Origin of the sequence: Pseudomonas sp. W2Aug9, from assembly GCF_023127755.1 — a bacterium.
Classification (GTDB): Bacteria; Pseudomonadota; Gammaproteobacteria; order Pseudomonadales; family Pseudomonadaceae; genus Aquipseudomonas; species Aquipseudomonas synxantha_A.
In genome coordinates, this window is the sequence record NZ_SPKL01000008.1 from 361862 (window position 1) to 378974 (window position 17113).

The 17113-nt window shown below is 60.4% G+C and carries 14 protein-coding genes; 8 read left to right on the forward strand and 6 right to left on the reverse strand.

Going from position 1 to position 17113, the window contains the following annotated elements; translation table 11 throughout:
- Window positions 1-24 precede the first annotated feature (24 nt).
- The 4 genes from rsmA to E3O56_RS06320 are packed head-to-tail and all read right to left on the reverse strand — an operon-like array spanning window position 25 to window position 5975.
- Complete coding sequence (gene rsmA / locus E3O56_RS06305; protein ID WP_005792048.1) at window positions 25-837, reverse strand: 16S rRNA (adenine(1518)-N(6)/adenine(1519)-N(6))-dimethyltransferase RsmA; 813 nt, start codon at window positions 835-837, stop codon at window positions 25-27.
- Window positions 834-1823, reverse strand: a complete 990-nt coding sequence (pdxA, locus tag E3O56_RS06310; protein ID WP_078822479.1) for a 4-hydroxythreonine-4-phosphate dehydrogenase PdxA — start codon at window positions 1821-1823, stop codon at window positions 834-836. The genes rsmA and pdxA overlap by 4 nt, the downstream gene beginning before the upstream one ends.
- A complete protein-coding gene (locus E3O56_RS06315) occupies window positions 1820-3154 on the reverse strand; it encodes a peptidylprolyl isomerase (protein WP_143508490.1) in 1335 nt (444 codons plus the stop codon). Before E3O56_RS06315 ends, pdxA begins: the two co-directional genes overlap by 4 nt.
- Complete coding sequence (locus E3O56_RS06320) at window positions 3135-5975, reverse strand: LPS-assembly protein LptD (RefSeq protein WP_122736004.1); 2841 nt, start codon at window positions 5973-5975, stop codon at window positions 3135-3137. The genes E3O56_RS06315 and E3O56_RS06320 overlap by 20 nt, the downstream gene beginning before the upstream one ends.
- Window positions 5976-6105: 130 nt before the next feature.
- Here E3O56_RS06320 and E3O56_RS06325 point away from each other — a divergent pair, with 130 nt between their 5' ends.
- Genes E3O56_RS06325 through E3O56_RS06335 form a run of 3 tightly spaced genes read left to right on the forward strand, consistent with a single transcriptional unit; the run spans window position 6106 to window position 8571 of the window.
- Window positions 6106-7131, forward strand: coding sequence for a phosphotransferase (locus tag E3O56_RS06325; RefSeq protein WP_032879188.1), 1026 nt, complete (start codon window positions 6106-6108; stop codon window positions 7129-7131).
- Window positions 7128-7802, forward strand: coding sequence for an N-acetylmuramate alpha-1-phosphate uridylyltransferase MurU (gene murU / locus E3O56_RS06330; protein WP_032879189.1), 675 nt, complete (start codon window positions 7128-7130; stop codon window positions 7800-7802). Before E3O56_RS06325 ends, murU begins: the two co-directional genes overlap by 4 nt.
- A gap of 1 nt (window position 7803) precedes the next feature.
- Window positions 7804-8571: a TerB family tellurite resistance protein gene (locus E3O56_RS06335; protein WP_032879191.1), complete on the forward strand. Its 768-nt coding sequence runs from the start codon at window positions 7804-7806 to the stop codon at window positions 8569-8571.
- Between the two features lie 58 nt (window positions 8572-8629).
- Here the strand turns inward: E3O56_RS06335 and E3O56_RS06340 are convergent, their stop codons facing one another.
- On the reverse strand, window positions 8630-9604 hold the full coding sequence (locus tag E3O56_RS06340) for an alpha/beta hydrolase family protein (protein WP_032879192.1): 975 nt from the start codon (window positions 9602-9604) through the stop codon (window positions 8630-8632).
- A gap of 183 nt (window positions 9605-9787) precedes the next feature.
- On the opposite strand from E3O56_RS06340, the gene E3O56_RS06345 reads away from it, so the two are divergent.
- The 4 genes from E3O56_RS06345 to trpE all read left to right on the forward strand — a co-directional run bounded on the left by E3O56_RS06345 (window position 9788) and on the right by trpE (window position 14061).
- On the forward strand, window positions 9788-10936 hold the full coding sequence (locus E3O56_RS06345; protein WP_103735234.1) for an iron-containing alcohol dehydrogenase: 1149 nt from the start codon (window positions 9788-9790) through the stop codon (window positions 10934-10936).
- Window positions 10937-11020: 84 nt separating this feature from the next.
- Window positions 11021-11695, forward strand: a complete 675-nt coding sequence (rpe, locus tag E3O56_RS06350) for a ribulose-phosphate 3-epimerase (protein ID WP_057702265.1) — start codon at window positions 11021-11023, stop codon at window positions 11693-11695.
- Window positions 11692-12510, forward strand: coding sequence for a phosphoglycolate phosphatase (locus E3O56_RS06355; RefSeq protein WP_248127990.1), 819 nt, complete (start codon window positions 11692-11694; stop codon window positions 12508-12510). The genes rpe and E3O56_RS06355 overlap by 4 nt, the downstream gene beginning before the upstream one ends.
- A 69-nt stretch (window positions 12511-12579) precedes the next feature.
- The gene (gene trpE / locus E3O56_RS06360) at window positions 12580-14061 is read left to right on the forward strand and encodes an anthranilate synthase component I (RefSeq protein WP_248089348.1); all 1482 of its coding nucleotides are present in this window, start codon (window positions 12580-12582) and stop codon (window positions 14059-14061) included.
- A gap of 122 nt (window positions 14062-14183) precedes the next feature.
- On the opposite strand, the gene estP is transcribed toward trpE, so the two are convergent.
- The gene (gene estP, locus E3O56_RS06365; protein WP_248127991.1) at window positions 14184-16106 is read right to left on the reverse strand and encodes an esterase EstP; all 1923 of its coding nucleotides are present in this window, start codon (window positions 16104-16106) and stop codon (window positions 14184-14186) included.
- A gap of 410 nt (window positions 16107-16516) precedes the next feature.
- On the opposite strand from estP, the gene E3O56_RS06370 reads away from it, so the two are divergent.
- Complete coding sequence (locus tag E3O56_RS06370; RefSeq protein ID WP_032879198.1) at window positions 16517-17110, forward strand: aminodeoxychorismate/anthranilate synthase component II; 594 nt, start codon at window positions 16517-16519, stop codon at window positions 17108-17110.
- Window positions 17111-17113: the final 3 nt, after the last annotated feature.

A 17113-nucleotide genomic window follows, 5' to 3' on the forward strand; every position in this document is an offset into this window, starting at 1 on the left:
TCCCACATTGGATCGCGTTGAGCCTTATCCTTCTGTCGGAGCTGGCTGAATCGCCAGTTGGTCAGCCAGGCGTACGAACGCGGCCAAGTCCAGCTGTTCGGGGCGCAGGCTGCCATCGACACCGGCAGCTTCGATTTCAGCGTTGCTCAGCAGGGCCTTGAGCGTGTTGCGCAGCGTCTTGCGGCGTTGGTTGAACGCTTCACGCACAACGCGCTCCAGCAGCTTGTGATCCTTGGCTGGGTGGGGCAGCACGGCATGCGGCACCAGGCGTACGATGGCTGAATCAACCTTCGGCGGCGGGTTGAACGCGCCCGGGCCGACGTTGAACAGGTGCTCCACGCGGCAATGATACTGGACCATGATCGACAAACGGCCCCAATCACCACCGCCAGGGCCTGCGGCCAGGCGCTCTACCACTTCCTTCTGCAGCATGAAGTGCATGTCGCGGATGATCCCGGCGTTGTTCAGCAGGTGGAAAATCAGCGGTGTGGAGATGTTGTACGGCAGGTTGCCCACCACCCGCAGGCTATTGGGGGCGGCATTCAGGCTATTGAAGTCGAACTTCAGCGCATCGCCCTGGTGCAGGTTGAAGTTGGGCTTGCCAGCGAACTGCTGGTTCAGGATCGGGATCAGGTCCTTGTCCAGTTCCACCACGTCCAGCTGCCCGCCGCTCGCCAGCAGGCCTTGGGTCAGCGCGCCCTGGCCCGGGCCGATTTCCAGCAGGCGGTCTTCTGGCTTGGCGTGGATGGAGCGCAGGATGCGATCGATGACACCCGCGTCGTGCAGGAAGTTTTGCCCGAAGCGCTTGCGCGCCCGGTGTTGGTAATGCTCAGTCATATACGGGTCTCGGCCATCTGATAGGCGGTTTCCAGGGCTACGTGCAGGCTGCCGGTATCGATCTTGCCGCTGCCCGCCAGGTCCAGGGCTGTGCCATGGTCGACGGAGGTGCGGATGATCGGCAGGCCCAGTGTCACGTTGACTGCAGCGCCGAAGCCTTTGTACTTCAGCACGGGCAGCCCCTGGTCGTGGTACATCGCCAGCACTGCGTCGCAGTGCTCCAGATATTTGGGGGTAAACAGAGTGTCTGCAGGCAATGGGCCACGCAGGTCCATGCCTTCTTGGCGCAGGCGCTCTAATGTCGGTTCAATGATGTCGATTTCTTCATGGCCCAAGTGGCCGCCTTCACCGGCATGGGGGTTTAGCCCGCAGACCAGGATACGCGGTCGGGCAATGCCGAATTTGTGTTGCAGGTCGTCATGCAGGATGCGCGTGACGCGCTCTATGCGCTCGGCGGTGATGGCGTCGGCAATATCGCGCAGTGGCAGATGTGTGGTCACCAGCGCAACACGCAGGCCACGGGTCGCCAGCATCATCACGACCTGTTCGGTATGGGTCAGCTCGGCGAGGAATTCGGTATGGCCGGAAAACGCGATGCCGGATTCGTTGATCACGCCTTTATGCACGGGCGCGGTGATCATGCCGGCAAAGTCGCCGTCGATGCAGCCTTGCCCGGCGCGTGTCAGGGTTTCCAGCACAAAGGCTGCATTGGCCTTGTTCAGTTGCCCGGCGACCACCTTGGCCTGTAAAGGGGTGTCCCATACATACAGGCTGCCGGCCGGGGCGGGCAGGTCCGGCCAATTGCCCGGTGCCACTTCCAGCAAGTTGACAGCCACGCCCAACTGCGCGGCCCGCTCAAGGAGCAGGTCGCGGCTGGTAATGGCAATCAGGGGGTGTGGCTGAGGTTGCGAGGCGAGCAGCAGGCACAGGTCTGGACCAATGCCGGCCGGCTCGCCGGGTGTCACCGCGAAACGCTGGGGTTTCACTGGGTTGCCTGGTCGGTGCCTGTTTGCTCGGCGCCTGGCAGCTTGTTCTCTACGTAGGCTTCGTCACGGATCTGACGCAACCAGGTTTGCAGCTCTTCGTCGTATTTGCGGTTACGCAGCACGGTCAGGGCTTGCTGCTCGCGGGCCTGGTTGGTGTTGTCGGTGGCGCGACGGCCAAGGACTTCCAGGACATGCCAGCCGTATTGAGTCTTGAACGGCTTGGACAATACGCCTTGCGGTGTGTCGGCCATGACCTGTTGGAACTCGGGCACCAGGGCTTTCGGGTCGATCCAGTTCAAGTCGCCGCCGTTAAGGGCAGAACCAGGGTCTTCCGAGAAACTTTTGGCCAGGGTGGCGAAGTCTTCACCGCTTTCGATGCGGTCGTAGATCTTCTGCGCCAGTTCCTTGGTTTGTGCCTCGGTACGGATTTCGCTTGGTTTGACCAGGATGTGACGAACGTGTACTTCGTCTTTCAGCGAGGTCTCGCCGCCGCGTTTGCCCAGCAGCTTGAGGATAATGAAGCCACCTGGGGTACGTGCCGGTTGGGTGATGCCGCCGACTTCCATGGAGCTCAGCTCGCGATCGAACGGAGGCGGCAGCTGTGCGGCTTTACGCCAGCCCATGTCACCGCCGTCCAGTGCGTTATCGCTGCCGGAGACGGCAATGGCGGTCTGGGCAAAGTCAGCACCGGCTTTCAGGCGGTCGTACACCGCTTGGGTCTTGGCCGCAGCGGCATTCAGTTGCTCGGAGTTGGCGGCGTCAGGGGTAGGAATAAGAATATTGGCCAGGTGCAGTTCTTCGGAGAGCTGCATCTTGCCAAGGTCCGAGGCCAGGAAGTTCTTCACTTCCTGCTCCGATACCTGGACCCGTTCGGCCACACGGCGCTGGCGCACACGGCTGATGATCATCTCGCGCTTGATCTGGTCGCGGGCGTCCTCATAGGACAAGCCATCGTGAGCCAGCGCGGCGCGGAACTGATCAATGCTCATGTTGTTGCGTTGAGCGATGGTGCCGACGGCCTGGTTCAGTTCTTCGTCCGAAATCCGGATGCCGGAACGTTCGCCGATCTGCAACTGCAGGTTTTCGACGATCAGACGCTCCAGTACCTGGGGTTCCAGGACGCTGGTCGGCGGCACACCACCGCCACGCTTGGCGATGGTTTGCTGAACTTCCTTGACCCGTTGGTCCAGCTGGCTCTGCATGATCACGTCGTTGTCGACGATGGCCGCTACTTTATCCAGCTGTTGAACCGCGGCGTGTGCCGAAACAGTACCCAGGAACAGCGCGCCCAGCACTAGCGGGCGCAAACACTCAGAAAGCTTTGTCTTCACGTTCACGATAACCTTCAATGCCTTTGTCGAGGAAGCTCTCTACCTTGGCGCCGGTCAGGCCGCCGAGTCCTTTGAGGACGATCTGGAAGAAGAGCCCGTGGTCACCCTTTTCGTTAAGCGGGGCGATCTGGCTGTATTCGTCGTTGGAAACCCAATAGCGATTGATAACGCGCAGTTTCCAGCAGCAGTTGTCGTACTCGAAACCACCGAAGGCTTCCAGGGTGCGGTTGCGGGCATAGTCATACTGCCAGCGGGTGATCAGGTTCCACTGAGGAATGATCGGCCACATCATCGAGAAGTCGTGTTGCTGGATTTTGTAGTAATCCTTCACGTAGTTCTCTTGACCCGGAGTGCCGTAGTCACCACCGAACTGCCATTTGCCGGTCAGCTGGTTGTAGACCACCTGGTCGTTGCGATAGCGGTAGCCGAGGTTGACGACCTTGTTCGGGTTGTCTTCTGGCTGGTAGTGGAACATCGCGCTGCCAGAGCGTGGGGCATGGCTTTCAGTGTCCCAGTTATAATCGGCCGTGGCACGCCAGTCGCGGTTGAAGCGGAATGCGTATTCCAGAGCGATCGGCGAGACATCTGTTCGGGAGTCATCTCGGTCAGCGGCCAGGACTCCTGGCAGTTGAACCTCGCGATCCTTGAAGTACAGTGCCTGGCCCACGGAAACACGCTGGCGTTCGAAGCCATTTTCTTCGATCCACCGGCTGGTTACGCCTAGGGATAACTTGTTCTCGTCACCGATCCGATCGTTACCGGCGAAGCGGTTATCACGGAATAGAGAGGCATAGCTGAACGAATATTCACTGGTGTCGAAAACCGGAATATCGCTTTGATCTTTGTTCGGTACGTAGAGATAGAACGCCCGCGGCTCAAGGGTCTGGTTATAGTCTTTACCGAACCAATTGGTTTTGCGGTCGAAGTACAACCCGCTGTCTACGCTCGCGATAGGAACAGCGCGATCTTGCGAACTCTTGAACACTCCGCCAGCGTAAGGGGCTGCACCGGGCCGGGTAGCGGCCAGTTGCGCGGCGACAATGTCATCCTTGCCTTTGCTGTCCAGGTCAAGATCATATTTGGTATAGACGTATTTGAGCTTCGGCGTAATAAAGCCATAGCTCCAGTTCATTGGGTACTCAACAGCGGGAGCTACGTTCAAGCGTGTTCCGTTTGCACGGGTCAGGCCGTTTACGTAGGTATCCAGGCGTCGTTCACCTATAGTGCCATCAGGATTGAACGGCCCGCCGTCTTCGTTAACCACATTACCGTTTCGAAGGTCTCGGTCAAATCTTACGGCTTCAGTCTCGTAGGAGAAGTTGAGCCCCCCCGGATGGTACGGCAGCTGACCATTGAAGGTGATCTGCGGCAAACGGTCATACGGAGTGATCTGCGAAATCGTCGCCAGTTGATATGACTGCAGGTTCACGCGAGCTTGATAGTTATCACCACTATAAGTCACGGAGCCCTGCTGGTTCAGGAAGTCCTGGCTCTGGATGCCTTCCTGATACGACTTCAAGTCCTGGAAGTAGAAAGGATCACTGATCTTGGTGTAATCGACCTGAGTCGTCAGACGCGAATCCAACCCACCCTTATGCTGCCAATTGAGCATATAACGGGTTTTTTCGTAATCGGTCTGCTTCTTCCGCTCGTCGCTATCATCATTGAGATACGCCCCACCAAACTGGCCTTCACTCGACTTGGTCAGGTAGCGGAATTCGCCCTCCATCAACAAGCCGCGCTTGGTCATGTATTGCGGGTACAACGTGGCATCGTAGTTCGGTGCCAGGTTGAAGTAGTACGGCGTTACCAGCGTAAAGCCAGTCTCGCTGCCGGTGCTGAAGCTCGGCGGCAGGAAGCCGGATTGACGACGGTCGTCGATCGGGAAGTAGATGTACGGGGTGTACAGGATCGGGATGTTCTTGACCCGCAACGTCGCGTTGGTGGCCGTACCGAAACCGGTGGCCGGGTTCAACGTGATGTTGTTGCCCTTGAGCTGCCAGGCGTTGCTGTCCGGCTCGCAGGTGGTGTACGTACCGTCCTTGAGACGGATGATCGCGTTCTCGGCACGCTTGGCGTACAGGGCGTTACCGCGAATGCGCGACTTGTGCATCACGTATTCGGCGTTGTCGATCTGGGCGGCGCCGGTGTCGAGCTGGACCTGGGCATGGTCGCCCACGATCAGCGCGCCGTTGTCGCGCAGTCGCACCTTGCCGTTCAGCTCGCCACGGTTCTCGGCCTGGTACAGGCTGGCTTCGTCCGCTTCAAGCTGCATGCTGCCCTGGCGCATGACCACGTCACCGGCCAGGGTGGCGACCTGCTGTTCCTGCTCGTAACGCGAGGCCTTGGCACCGATGAAGGTCGGCGCATCGCTCTTGTCCGTCTTGTCGTTCATGCCAGGACGAGTCGGCTCGATGTAGGCGCCGCCGCAGTAAGGGCCGGTCTCGGCCAGTTGCGCTGCAGTCAGCTTGTCGCGAGGCACCCAGTCCAGGTGGCTGTAGTCGGCGCTGCGCGAGCGCAGGCCTCGGCCCTTGGATTCGGTGACCAGCACGGTCTTGGGCTCGGCGTCGACGCTGCCGCCAGCCTTGCCTTGCGGCGTGCCGTTGGCCGAGCTGACGGCAGAACCGTCATGCACCGGGCGCGGTGGCAATGGGGCTGCGGCGGTCTTCGGCGCGCAATCCCAGGCACCCGAAGCAGAGACTGAGCAGTCATACTGTTCCGCGGCGACCACGAATGAGGTGGCGAAAGGTTGCAAGGCCAGCAGACTGCCGGTTACCAGCAACGGAAATTTTCTACGAAACGCGGGGGATTTCAATGCCATCTTATTAGTCCGGGCTTCCTGCGTGCCATCTGCCCGCGGTTTGGGCCGCACGCCTCTCGATGGTCTGAAAAAGATGCGTGATAATAAAGCATGCCCCGCTTGACGGCTAGCGCCGTCGGAGACCCTTGTAATGCCCGAGCAAGATCTACGTTTACAACAGCTGGAAGTCTGGCTGGATGAGCAGTTGCCGATCCTCTTCAACGCTCAGGACTGGGGTCCCGTACCCCCGGCCACATTGACCGCGGCCAGCAGCGACGCGAGTTTCAGGCGTTACTTCCGGTGGGAGGGCGGTGCCCATACGTTCGTCGTAATGGACGCGCCACCCCCCCAGGAAAACTGCAAACCTTTCGTCGATATCGCGCATTTACTGGCGAAATCAGGAATAAATGTGCCAAAAATTTATGCAGAAGACTTGCCTCGTGGCTTTCTTTTGCTCAATGACCTGGGCAGAAAAACCTATCTGGATGTGATTGACGCTGAAAATGCCGATCAATTATTTGCCGATGCCATCGATGCGCTGCTGGCTTTCCAGCAATTGCCGATGGACGCACCATTGCCCAGCTACGACGTGGCCTTGTTGCGTCGCGAGCTTGAATTATTCCCGGAATGGTATGTGCGCCGTCACCTGGGGATCGACTTCGACGCTGAGCAACAAGCCCTCTGGCAACGCGTCAGCGAAAAATTGATCGACAGTGCCCTGGCGCAGCCCAAGGTGCTGGTGCATCGCGACTATATGCCGCGCAACCTGATGATCAGTGAGCCGAACCCCGGCGTACTGGATTTTCAAGATGCAGTCTACGGCCCGGTGACTTATGACATTACCTGCCTGTTCAAGGACGCCTTCCTCAGTTGGCCCCAGGCGCGTGTGCGTGAATGGCAGCACGGCTACTGGCAGCGCGCCGGGCGGTTGGGGATCCCGGTGCAGGACGACTTCGAAGACTTTCTGCGCGCCAGCGACCTGATGGGCGTGCAGCGTCATCTCAAGGTCATCGGTATTTTTTCGCGTATTTGCCACCGTGACGGCAAACCGCGCTACCTGGCCGATGTGCCGCGTTTCTTTGCTTATATAGACGCGGTGCTCGCCGACCGACCCGAGTTGAGCGAACTGGGCGAACTGCTCGCCAGCCTGCGCCAGCCCGCCGAGGCCATTGTATGAAGGCAATGATCCTGGCAGCGGGAAAGGGCGAGCGCATGCGTCCGCTCACCCTGCATACGCCCAAGCCGCTGGTGCAAGCCGGCGGCAAGCGGTTGATCGAGTATCACCTTGAAGCTTTGGCGAAGGCCGGCTTTACCGAGATCGTGATCAACCATGCCTGGCTAGGCCAGCAGATTGAAAACTACTTGGGTGACGGCGCCCAGTTCGGGCTGCGCATCCGCTACTCGCCGGAGGGTGAGCCGCTGGAAACGGGGGGCGGGATATTCCAGGCGTTGCCGCTGCTGGGGGGTGACCCCTTCCTGGTGGTCAATGGAGATATCTGGACTGACTACGATTTCACCCGTCTCGGGCAGCCGATCCAGGGCCTGGCGCACTTGGTGATGGTCGACAACCCTGAGCACCACCCGTCAGGCGGGGATTTCTACCTGGATAAAGGTCTGCTTCATGATGCCGCGCCCGGTGCCGATAACCTGACCTTCAGTGGCATTTCAGTGCTCGACCCCAAATTGTTTGCGGGTTGCAGCGCCGGTGCCTTCAAGTTGGCGCCGCTGTTGCGTGCGGCCATGGCTAAAGGTCTGGTAACGGGGGAGCACATGACGGGACGCTGGGTGGATGTCGGGACGCTGGAGCGTCTGGCGCAAGTCGAAACCTTGCTGACAGCGGAGCAGTAGGATGTTGTGGCCAGGGACGCTGATCGGCGCCGGGGCTGGCTTTGCCATTGCCAGTATTCCGGGGGCCTTGTTGGGTGCATTGCTGGGGCAGGCGCTGGATCGTCGTCTGCAACTGCACAGTTGGGCGCAGTTGCGCGAACGCCTGGGCGGGCGCCCGGCGTTGCGCAACGACGAACTGTTGTTTGTGCTGTTGGGGCGGTTGGCCAAGAGTAACGGCCGGGTTGTGGATGGGCATATCCAGCAGGCGCGTCAGGAGATGCGTGCGTTGGATATGTCCGAGCCGGCCCAGCGTCGCGCTATCAGCGCCTTCAACCGGGGCAAGTCTGGCAGCGACCGTGTGCGCAGCTACCTGCGTGTGCTCAAGGCGCAACCCCATGCGGCGGAAGGCGTGCTACGTGCCTGTTGGCGCATGGCCTGGGCGGACGGACGGGCGGATGACGCCGAGCGCGACCTGATCGACCTGTGGGGCAAATGGCTGGGCTGGACGCCGCAACAACTCCAGGCACTGGCAACCGATTACGCGCCGCAGCGCAAGCCGCTGGCCAATCGTGGTGGAGCCTATCAGGAGGCGTTGCAGGTCCTGGGTGTGACGGCGACCACTGAGCCCTCGGTGATCAAACGCGCCTACCGTCGCCTCCTCAGCCGCCACCACCCGGACAAGATCGCCGGCACGGGCGCCAGCCCCGCACAAGTGCGTGAAGCCACCGAACGCACCCGGGAGCTGCATAACGCTTACGCGTTGATTCGCGAGCGTCGGGATTTTCGCTGAGGCTGTCGGCCTGAGAGGCCCCTCCCACATTGTTTCTGCAACAGGTTCGAAGACATGATCAGTCTGCGCCGCCCTGCGGGCTGAGCCATCCGCGAACCCGCCGATACAACTGTTCCTGCTCTGCTGCGCTATTGCCGGGCAACGCCGTGAGCGATACCTGCTTGTAACCGTCATTCTTCGAGCGCTTGGCCGCCTGGATACGCTCCTGCGCGTTTTTGCGTTCCTGGGGTGTGTCTTGATAAAACACATCCGCCGTGGGCACCTTCAAGCTCGGCGCCAGTTGTTGCAGGTCCGGTTGGCGAGCCGCCGGCGTCTTCCCGGCCACCATGATCAGCTTCTGCACCTGGGATGGCTGTTTCTCGCTCAGGTAACGTGCGGCCCACCAGGCACCGGTGCCGTGGCCGAGCAGCACCACACTGCGGGCGCTTTGGGTCTGGGCGAAGGCGACGGCGGCGTCGATGCGGTCGAAGATGCGCTTGGCGTCGGTCTTGTCCTGTTCATCCGCATCCGGCACCACCGCCGGATCAGTACCTTCGGCCTCGGCGCTGGCGGCCTGTTCGACAGGTTTGGCAGCCGTGCTGCCGTCCTTGCTGCTGGTGTCGACCGCAGCTTTTGGCGGTTCGATGACCCGTGGCGGCAAGGTGTCTACATTTACGTCCGGCAGTGACAGGCTCAAGGTGCCCCAGGCCGCATCCGGTAACTTGCGCCGCAAGGGGGCGATTGCTTGCGGCCAGTCGGCGTTCTCCCCGGCGCCCGGTACGATAATCACCACACCTTCGGCCTCTGCGCCGTTGGCGGGTTTCCACAGGGCCAGGAACGAATCGCTACCGGCTTGCAGCTGTTGTTGTTCCGGTTGCGGAATCTGGCGCTCCAGAGCGCTGGCTTGCGACTGGCTGCGCTCGGGCAGAGGTTGGCGCTCAGCAGGTTTTTCGGCAGCGGGCGCGGGCGCGTCGGCGGCGTGAGCAGGCAGGGCGCTGGCACATAGTAGCGACAGGCACAACGTTGGCAGTGCCGAACGGTGGAGAAAAAGCATCGTTAATTTCCGGCCATAAGTGATGTGAGCAGCCTAATGGGTTGGTCAGTATTTGTCAGTGATGTGGGGCGTGGTTTTCTGCCAGCAGGTTATCGGCGATGACCATTCAACCAGTGAATGGCAGACAACACGCGATGGGCAGCTATTCTTGTGCCAGCCCATCATTCATAAGAGGCCGCGCACATGAGTACTTCCTCATTCAAGATCGCCCATAAACTGCTGACCGGCGCGGGCGCCATCGAGCAATTGGCCGCGGAACTGACCCGGCTGGACGTGGATAACCCGCTGATCGTTACTGATGCTGCCCTGGTCAAGTCTGGCACCGTGGCCCTGGCCCTCGAACAGCTGGGCGATCGTGCTTACGAAATCTTCGATCGCGTACTGCCCGACCCGGAAATCGCCATCGTTGAAGACTGCATGCGTGCGTACCGCGAAGGCGGGCATGACGGCCTCATTGGTGTGGGCGGCGGCAGCGCCATCGATATCGCCAAGAGCGTGGCGGCGTATGCCGGCTACCACGGTGCGCTGGCGGATTTGTTCGGGGTCGACCAGGTGCCGCGCAAGGGCCCGCCGCTGATCGCCATCCCGACCACGGCGGGCACCGGTTCGGAGGTGACCAATGTGGCGATCCTCTCCGACAAGGCCGCACAGCTGAAAAAAGGCATCGTCAGCGACTACCTGCTGCCGGATGTCGCGCTGATCAGCCCGCAAATGACTCTGACCTGCCCGCGCAGTGTCACCGCCGCCAGTGGTGTGGACGCCTTGGTGCATGCCATTGAGTCCTATCTGTCACTGAACGCCTCGCCGATCACCGACGCCCTGGCCATCGGCGCCATCAAGCTGATTGCCAACGCGCTGCCCAAGGCTTACGCCAACCCGGCCAACCTGCAGGCCCGTGATGACATGGCTACTGCCAGCCTCATGGCCGGCATGGCATTCGGGAATGCCGGAGTCGGTGCCGTGCATGCGCTGGCTTACCCGTTGGGCGGGCGTTTCAATATTGCCCATGGTGTGAGCAATGCGCTGTTGCTGCCGTACGTCATGCATTGGAACAAGTTGGCCTGCGTCGAACGTATGCAGGATATTGCCCAAGCCATGGGCGTGAATGTGACGGGGCTGAGTGTCAACGAGGCTGCCGACCAGGCCGTGGAGGCAATGACGCGACTATGCGCCGCCGTCGAGATCCCCGCCGGGCTGCGCAGTTTCGGGGTGCCCGAAGACGCCATTGCGGCCATGGCCACGGAAGCTGCGGGTATCGAGCGCCTGATGCGCAATAACCCGCGTCAGCTCAGTGCGGCCGATATCGAGAAAATCTACCGGGCGGCTTACTAACCGTTGAGTTAGGTCACGGTGCGCGCAGCAAAGCATGAGGTATACAATGCGCGCCATCGTGATTTAGCTCAAAAAAGGTGCGTCATGCAGCCCTTCGTCATTGCTCCATCGATTCTCTCCGCCGACTTCGCCCGCCTGGGTGAGGAAGTGGACAAGGTGTTGGCCGCGGGTGCCGACTTCGTGCACTTCGATGTCATGGACAACCACTACGTACCCAACCTGACCATAGGCCCGATGGTCTGCGCAGCGCTGCGCAAATACGGCATCACCGCGCCGATCGACGCCCACCTGATGGTCAGCCCCGTGGACCGCATCATCGGTGACTTTATCGAGGCCGGTGCGACCTACATTACCTTCCACCCGGAAGCCACGCTGCACGTCGACCGCACCCTGCAACTGATCCGCGAAGGCGGCTGCAAGGCGGGCCTGGTGTTCAACCCGGCCACTCCGCTGAGCGTGCTTGAGTACGTGATGGACAAGGTCGACATGGTGCTGCTGATGAGCGTCAACCCAGGTTTCGGCGGGCAGAAATTCATCCCGGGCACCCTGAACAAGCTGCGTGAAGCGCGAGCGCTGATCGACGCCTCAGGGCGCGATATCCGCCTGGAGATCGACGGCGGGGTCAACGTCAACAATATTCGTGAAATCGCTGCCGCCGGCGCCGATACCTTCGTGGCAGGCTCGGCGATCTTCAACGCACCGGACTACCAGGCCGTCATCGACACGATGCGTGCCGAACTGGCGCTGACGCGTCCATGAGCGGCTTCGAGCAGCTGTTCCCCGGCAAGCTGCCACGGCTGGTGATGTTCGATCTGGACGGTACGCTGATCGACTCGGTGCCTGACCTGGCAGCGGCGGTGGACCAGATGCTGCTCAAACTGGGGCGCAAGCCGGCGGGGATCGAGTCGGTGCGCGAGTGGGTCGGCAACGGCGCGCCGATGCTGGTGCGCCGGGCCCTGGCCAACAATATCGACGCTTCTGGTGTCGATGAGGTGGAAGCCGAGCACGCTCTGGAACTGTTCAATGTCGCGTACGAAAACGGCCACGAACTCACCGTGGTCTACCCCGGCGTGCGTGACACTCTCAAATGGCTGAGCAAGCAGGGCGTGGAAATGGCCTTGATCACCAACAAGCCGGAGCGCTTTGTCGCGCCGCTGTTGGACCAGATGAAAATCGGCCGTTATTTTCGCTGGATCATCGGTGGCGATACCTTGCCGCAGAAGAAGCCTGACCCGGCCGCACTGTTCTTTGTGATGAAAATGGCGAATATCCCGGCGTCCCAGTCATTGTTTGTCGGCGATTCGCGCAGTGATGTACTGGCGGCAAAAGCTGCAGGCGTACAGTGCGTAGCCTTGAGCTACGGCTACAACCACGGGCGCCCGATTGCCGAAGAGTCGCCGGCGCTGGTGATTGATGATCTGCGCCTGCTAATCCCCGGTTGCCTGGGAGCGGGCGCTGAGATAACGTTGTCTGACATTGATCGGTCCCCTTCTGGAAACGCCATCGTGGTGGTCACTCGCAAACTCTGGATGAAAGTCATCAAGGCCCTGGCCCGGTGGCGTTGGCGCGCCTGACTGATTCTCGCCGCGCTGCGGCACGTTTGCCTACCTGACCGTTTGACCCTCAAGCCACGAGGCTTCCCCATGATCCGTGAAGAATTCCTGCGTTTGGCCGCTGCCGGCTATAACCGTATTCCCCTGGCCTGCGAAACCCTGGCCGACTTCGACACGCCGTTGTCGATTTATCTGAAGCTTGCCGATGCGCCCAACTCTTACCTGCTCGAATCGGTACAGGGCGGCGAGAAATGGGGCCGTTACTCGATCATCGGCCTGCCATGCCGCACGGTGCTGCGCGTGCACGACCATCATGTCAGCATCACCCACGATGGCGTAGAGATCGAAAGCCATGACGTTGAAGACCCGCTGGCCTTCGTCGAAGCTTTCAAGGCGCGCTACAACGTACCGACCATTGCCGGCCTGCCGCGTTTCAATGGTGGCCTGGTGGGGTATTTCGGCTATGACTGCGTGCGCTATGTCGAAAAGCGTCTTGGGAAATGTCCGAACCCAGACCCATTGGGTGTGCCGGACATTTTGCTGATGGTCTCCGACGCAGTAGTGGTGTTCGACAACCTTGCCGGCAAGATGCATGCGATTGTCCTTGCCGACCCTGCTCAAGCGGATGCCTTCGAGCAAGGCCAGGCCAGTCTGCAGGCGCTGCTGGAAAAACTCCGCCAGCCGATCACCCCGCGTCGCGGCCTCGACCTGAGCCGCCCACCCGCGGCCGACCCGGTGTTTCGCTCCAGCTTTACGCAGGATGACTACGAGCGCGCAGTCGATACCATCAAGCAATACATCCTCGCCGGTGACTGCATGCAAGTGGTGCCGTCACAACGCATGTCCATCGACTTCAAGGCCGCGCCGATCGACCTGTATCGTGCGCTGCGGTGCTTCAACCCGACGCCGTATATGTACTTCTTCAACTTTGGCGACTTCCACGTGGTGGGCAGCTCGCCGGAAGTGCTGGTGCGTGTCGAAGATAACCTGATCACCGTGCGCCCGATTGCCGGCACACGCCCACGTGGCGCAACCGAAGAGGCAGACCTGGCGCTGGAAGAAGACCTGCTCAGCGATGACAAGGAAATCGCCGAGCACCTGATGCTGATCGACCTGGGGCGCAATGATACCGGGCGTGTTTCAGAAATTGGTTCGGTGAAGTTGACCGAGAAGATGGTCATCGAGCGCTACTCCAACGTGATGCACATCGTGTCCAACGTGACTGGCGAACTGAAGGCCGGGCTGACGGCGATGGATGCACTGCGCGCGATTTTGCCGGCGGGCACCTTGTCGGGCGCACCGAAAATCCGTGCGATGGAAATCATCGACGAACTGGAGCCGGTCAAGCGTGGCGTGTATGGCGGTGCCGTCGGTTACTTCGCCTGGAACGGCAACATGGACACTGCGATCGCGATCCGCACCGCGGTGATCAAGAATGGCGAACTGCATGTACAGGCCGGTGGCGGGATTGTGGCTGATTCGGTGCCGGCCCTTGAGTGGGAAGAAACCTTGAACAAGCGCCGGGCGATGTTCCGCGCCGTGGCGCTGGCAGAGCAAACGCCACAAGACTAAAGCTGGAATAAAAAGTGTGGGAGCGGGCTTTCCCGCGATGGCGGTGTATCAGTCGAGATATTCAGTGACTGATCCACCGCCATCGCAGGCAAGCCAGCTCCCACATTTGTTTTGCGTGGTATTTAGAAATCCAGACTCACCCCCACATTGACCCCTTGCTGGGTCAGGTTGTCATCCTTCCTCACGTTATATGCCGCCCGCAACGCCAGCTCCTGAGTCAGTTTGTGGCTGACCCCAAGGCTCAAACGGTCAGAGTTGCTGCGAGGCGTGTAGCCGTCCAGCTTGAAGTCGATCCCCTGAACACTGTTGAGCGAAATGTTCACCTTCTGGGTGTCATTTTCGAACTCATGCTCGTGGGCCACTTCGCCAAATACCTGGGTTTGCGGGGTGATGCGGTAGCTACCTTGCAGGCCGACGCCCAGGCGCCTGAAGTCGCGTTGTTGGTCATCAAAGGTCAGTGCGGTGGAGCGACTGTTTTTCTCCGAGTAGCCATTCACTTCGACGCGTGCGTAATCGGCGCTGACGAAGGGTGACAGGTGCCAATCGCTACCCGGTGCGGCAAGGTCGTAACCCAAGCGAGCGCTCAAGGCCCAGAGCCAACCGTCGGTGTCGCCTTTCTCGGACGCTTCGTTGACGCCCAGGGCGAACTTGCGTTTGAGGCTGTCGAAGTCCAGCTTGCCACCCGTTAACGCGGCGTCGGCCCACCATTGATTGTGCTGATATTGCGCGAATGCCGTGCCCATGTAGCTGTTGAGCTTGTAGTCCGAGTCGCTGGCCCCGGCTTCGAGTGTCTGCCGGTACAGGCCGGCTGCAACGCCCACACGCCAATTGTCATCAAGCCGGTAGCTGCCACCGATATTCAGGTTATAGCCGCTGCCGTCACCACTGGCTGAACTGCTCTGATCATCGAAGTCCAGGCGCTGACCGCCACCGGCCACGATTGCGCGCCATTGGCCGACGGCTTGCCAGTGGCCGTTGTCTGCTTGCCATTGGTTGCGTAGTTCGTCCTGATGGGCGCGCAACGTGCCTTGGGCCATTTCCGGCAGCAAGGTCAGCTCCCAGGGGGCTGCGAGCAGCGAATAGGCATAGTCGGCGATCAGCTGTTGCCCGGCTACGGTGGGGTGGACCGAGTCGTTATAGACCAGCTTGGTCGGGTCCGGGTTGGTACCGCCGATGCCATAGACCGGATTGGCGGTGCAGCTGTTGCCGCTGAAGCAGGTGCCGGTCAGGTTTTGCCCGGTTGCGAGGCCGAAGCGCGCAGGATCGGCGAAGGCTTCGTTCAATAGCAGCGGGATGTTCAGTGGAATAACCTGGGCATCGATTTGCGACAGGCGCTGTACCAGCGATTGGTTGAAAATATTGCTCAGGGCAGAGGTCGCGGCCTGCTGTGGGGTGCCGTTGATGGCGGGCGTCAGCCCCAGGTCGGGCAGCATCCACACCATGATGTAACGCGCACCGGCTTGCTGCAGCACTTGGGCGCTGTCGGCCAGTCTCCCACCTGCGGCGACTGCTTGCGCGGGGCTGAGCACGCGGCCTTGAAGGAAGTCATTGCCACCACCGGAGAGGAAGTAGAGCGCGTTCGGGTCGGCTCGTCCGCCGTTAGCCGGTAGATAGCCCTGGCGACTGCGCAACACTGTGCCACCGCCAGGATTTCCGGGTGGGATCGCGGCGTTGGAGACCGAGGTAATAGAGTCCAGGATGTTATCGGTGCGGTAGCCACCGACCGCCCAGTTGCTTCCATCTGGCAAGCCTTGGGCCGCCCGAACCGGTGAGGTGGAGGCATTCAAGTCGTTGGGGGCCACACCCAGTTTGGTGCCCAACAGGGTTGATGAAACCAGGCCGTACTCACCCTGGAAGTTTGGACCTGTCCGGTTGGTAAAACGTAGTGTCGAGCCATTCGAACCATCGGGGAACTGGCCTGCATCGGCCAGGCTATCGCCAAAAACCACCATGGTTGAATAAGGCGACGGGGTGGCAAAGGCTTGGGTGCAGGCCAGTGCCAAGAGGCAGCCGGCAAGGGGTGTGAAAAACGCTGGTTTGAGCATGAGAATTCCATTTGGTTGTTTTTATGCAGGAAACGAAACACTAGCAAAACTTCCGGCATTTTCTGTAGGTATATGCGGAATGCGCCTACGCGGGGCCCCGTATTTGCTGCTCCATATTGCACCGCTGGCGAGGCTACGTTACTGTGCCTGAACGTATGAATGAGACCCTCCCCGTGTTGATCATCAGCAAACTCTTGATGCGAGTAGTCAAGGCACACGCCCGTTGGCGTTGGCGCGCCTGACATTTTTCTCTGCCGGCCCGGCCGGACCTGTACCGATCTGCCTTCTTCACCCTGTGTCTGACGCCCCTTGCCGGCCAACCCCGGCAACCGGAACGTGCGTTTGGCAGCGGGTTACCCTTCTGGAAGGCGGTCATTTGAAATCAGTGAATTCAAGAGGTTTGAACCCACATGTTGCTGATGATTGATAACTACGATTCCTTTACCTACAACGTTGTGCAGTACCTGGGCGAGCTGGGTGCGGATGTCAAGGTGGTGCGCAATGATGAGCTGACCGTTGCGCAAATCGCCGCCCTGAACCCTGAGCGCATTGTGGTTTCGCCTGGCCCTTGCACGCCGACCGAGGCGGGTATCTCGCTGGAAGCCATCCAGTATTTCGCCGGCAAGCTGCCGATCCTGGGCGTGTGCCTGGGTCACCAGTCCATTGGTCAGGCGTTTGGCGGCGATGTGGTGCGTGCGCGTCAGGTGATGCATGGCAAGACCAGCCCGGTGTTTCATAAGGACCTTGGTGTATTCCAAGGCCTGAACATGCCGGTGACGGTGACCCGTTACCACTCGCTGGTGGTCAAGCGTGACACCTTGCCTGAATGCCTGGAGCTGACCGCCTGGACCCAGTTGGAAGACGGTTCGGTCGACGAGATCATGGGCCTGCGTCACAAGACACTGAACATCGAAGGGGTGCAGTTTCACCCTGAATCAATCCTGACCGAGCAGGGCTACGAGCTGTTCGCCAACTTTCTCAAGCAGAGCGGCGGCACGCGCTAAGGA

Excerpts from the sequence above, each read along its gene's own strand:
- rsmA (WP_005792048.1), bottom strand. The coding sequence starts at position 837 with ATGACTGAGCATTACCAACACCGGGCGCGCAAGCGCTTCGGGCAAAAC.
- E3O56_RS06320 (WP_122736004.1), bottom strand. The coding sequence starts at position 5,975 with ATGGCATTGAAATCCCCCGCGTTTCGTAGAAAATTTCCGTTGCTGGTA.
- E3O56_RS06325 (WP_032879188.1), top strand. The coding sequence starts at position 6,106 with ATGCCCGAGCAAGATCTACGTTTACAACAGCTGGAAGTCTGGCTGGAT.
- murU (WP_032879189.1), top strand. The coding sequence starts at position 7,128 with ATGAAGGCAATGATCCTGGCAGCGGGAAAGGGCGAGCGCATGCGTCCG.
- E3O56_RS06335 (WP_032879191.1), top strand. The coding sequence starts at position 7,804 with ATGTTGTGGCCAGGGACGCTGATCGGCGCCGGGGCTGGCTTTGCCATT.
- E3O56_RS06340 (WP_032879192.1), bottom strand. The coding sequence starts at position 9,604 with ATGCTTTTTCTCCACCGTTCGGCACTGCCAACGTTGTGCCTGTCGCTA.
- E3O56_RS06345 (WP_103735234.1), top strand. The coding sequence starts at position 9,788 with ATGAGTACTTCCTCATTCAAGATCGCCCATAAACTGCTGACCGGCGCG.
- rpe (WP_057702265.1), top strand. The coding sequence starts at position 11,021 with ATGCAGCCCTTCGTCATTGCTCCATCGATTCTCTCCGCCGACTTCGCC.
- E3O56_RS06355 (WP_248127990.1), top strand. The coding sequence starts at position 11,692 with ATGAGCGGCTTCGAGCAGCTGTTCCCCGGCAAGCTGCCACGGCTGGTG.
- trpE (WP_248089348.1), top strand. The coding sequence starts at position 12,580 with ATGATCCGTGAAGAATTCCTGCGTTTGGCCGCTGCCGGCTATAACCGT.
- estP (WP_248127991.1), bottom strand. The coding sequence starts at position 16,106 with ATGCTCAAACCAGCGTTTTTCACACCCCTTGCCGGCTGCCTCTTGGCA.
- E3O56_RS06370 (WP_032879198.1), top strand. The coding sequence starts at position 16,517 with ATGTTGCTGATGATTGATAACTACGATTCCTTTACCTACAACGTTGTG.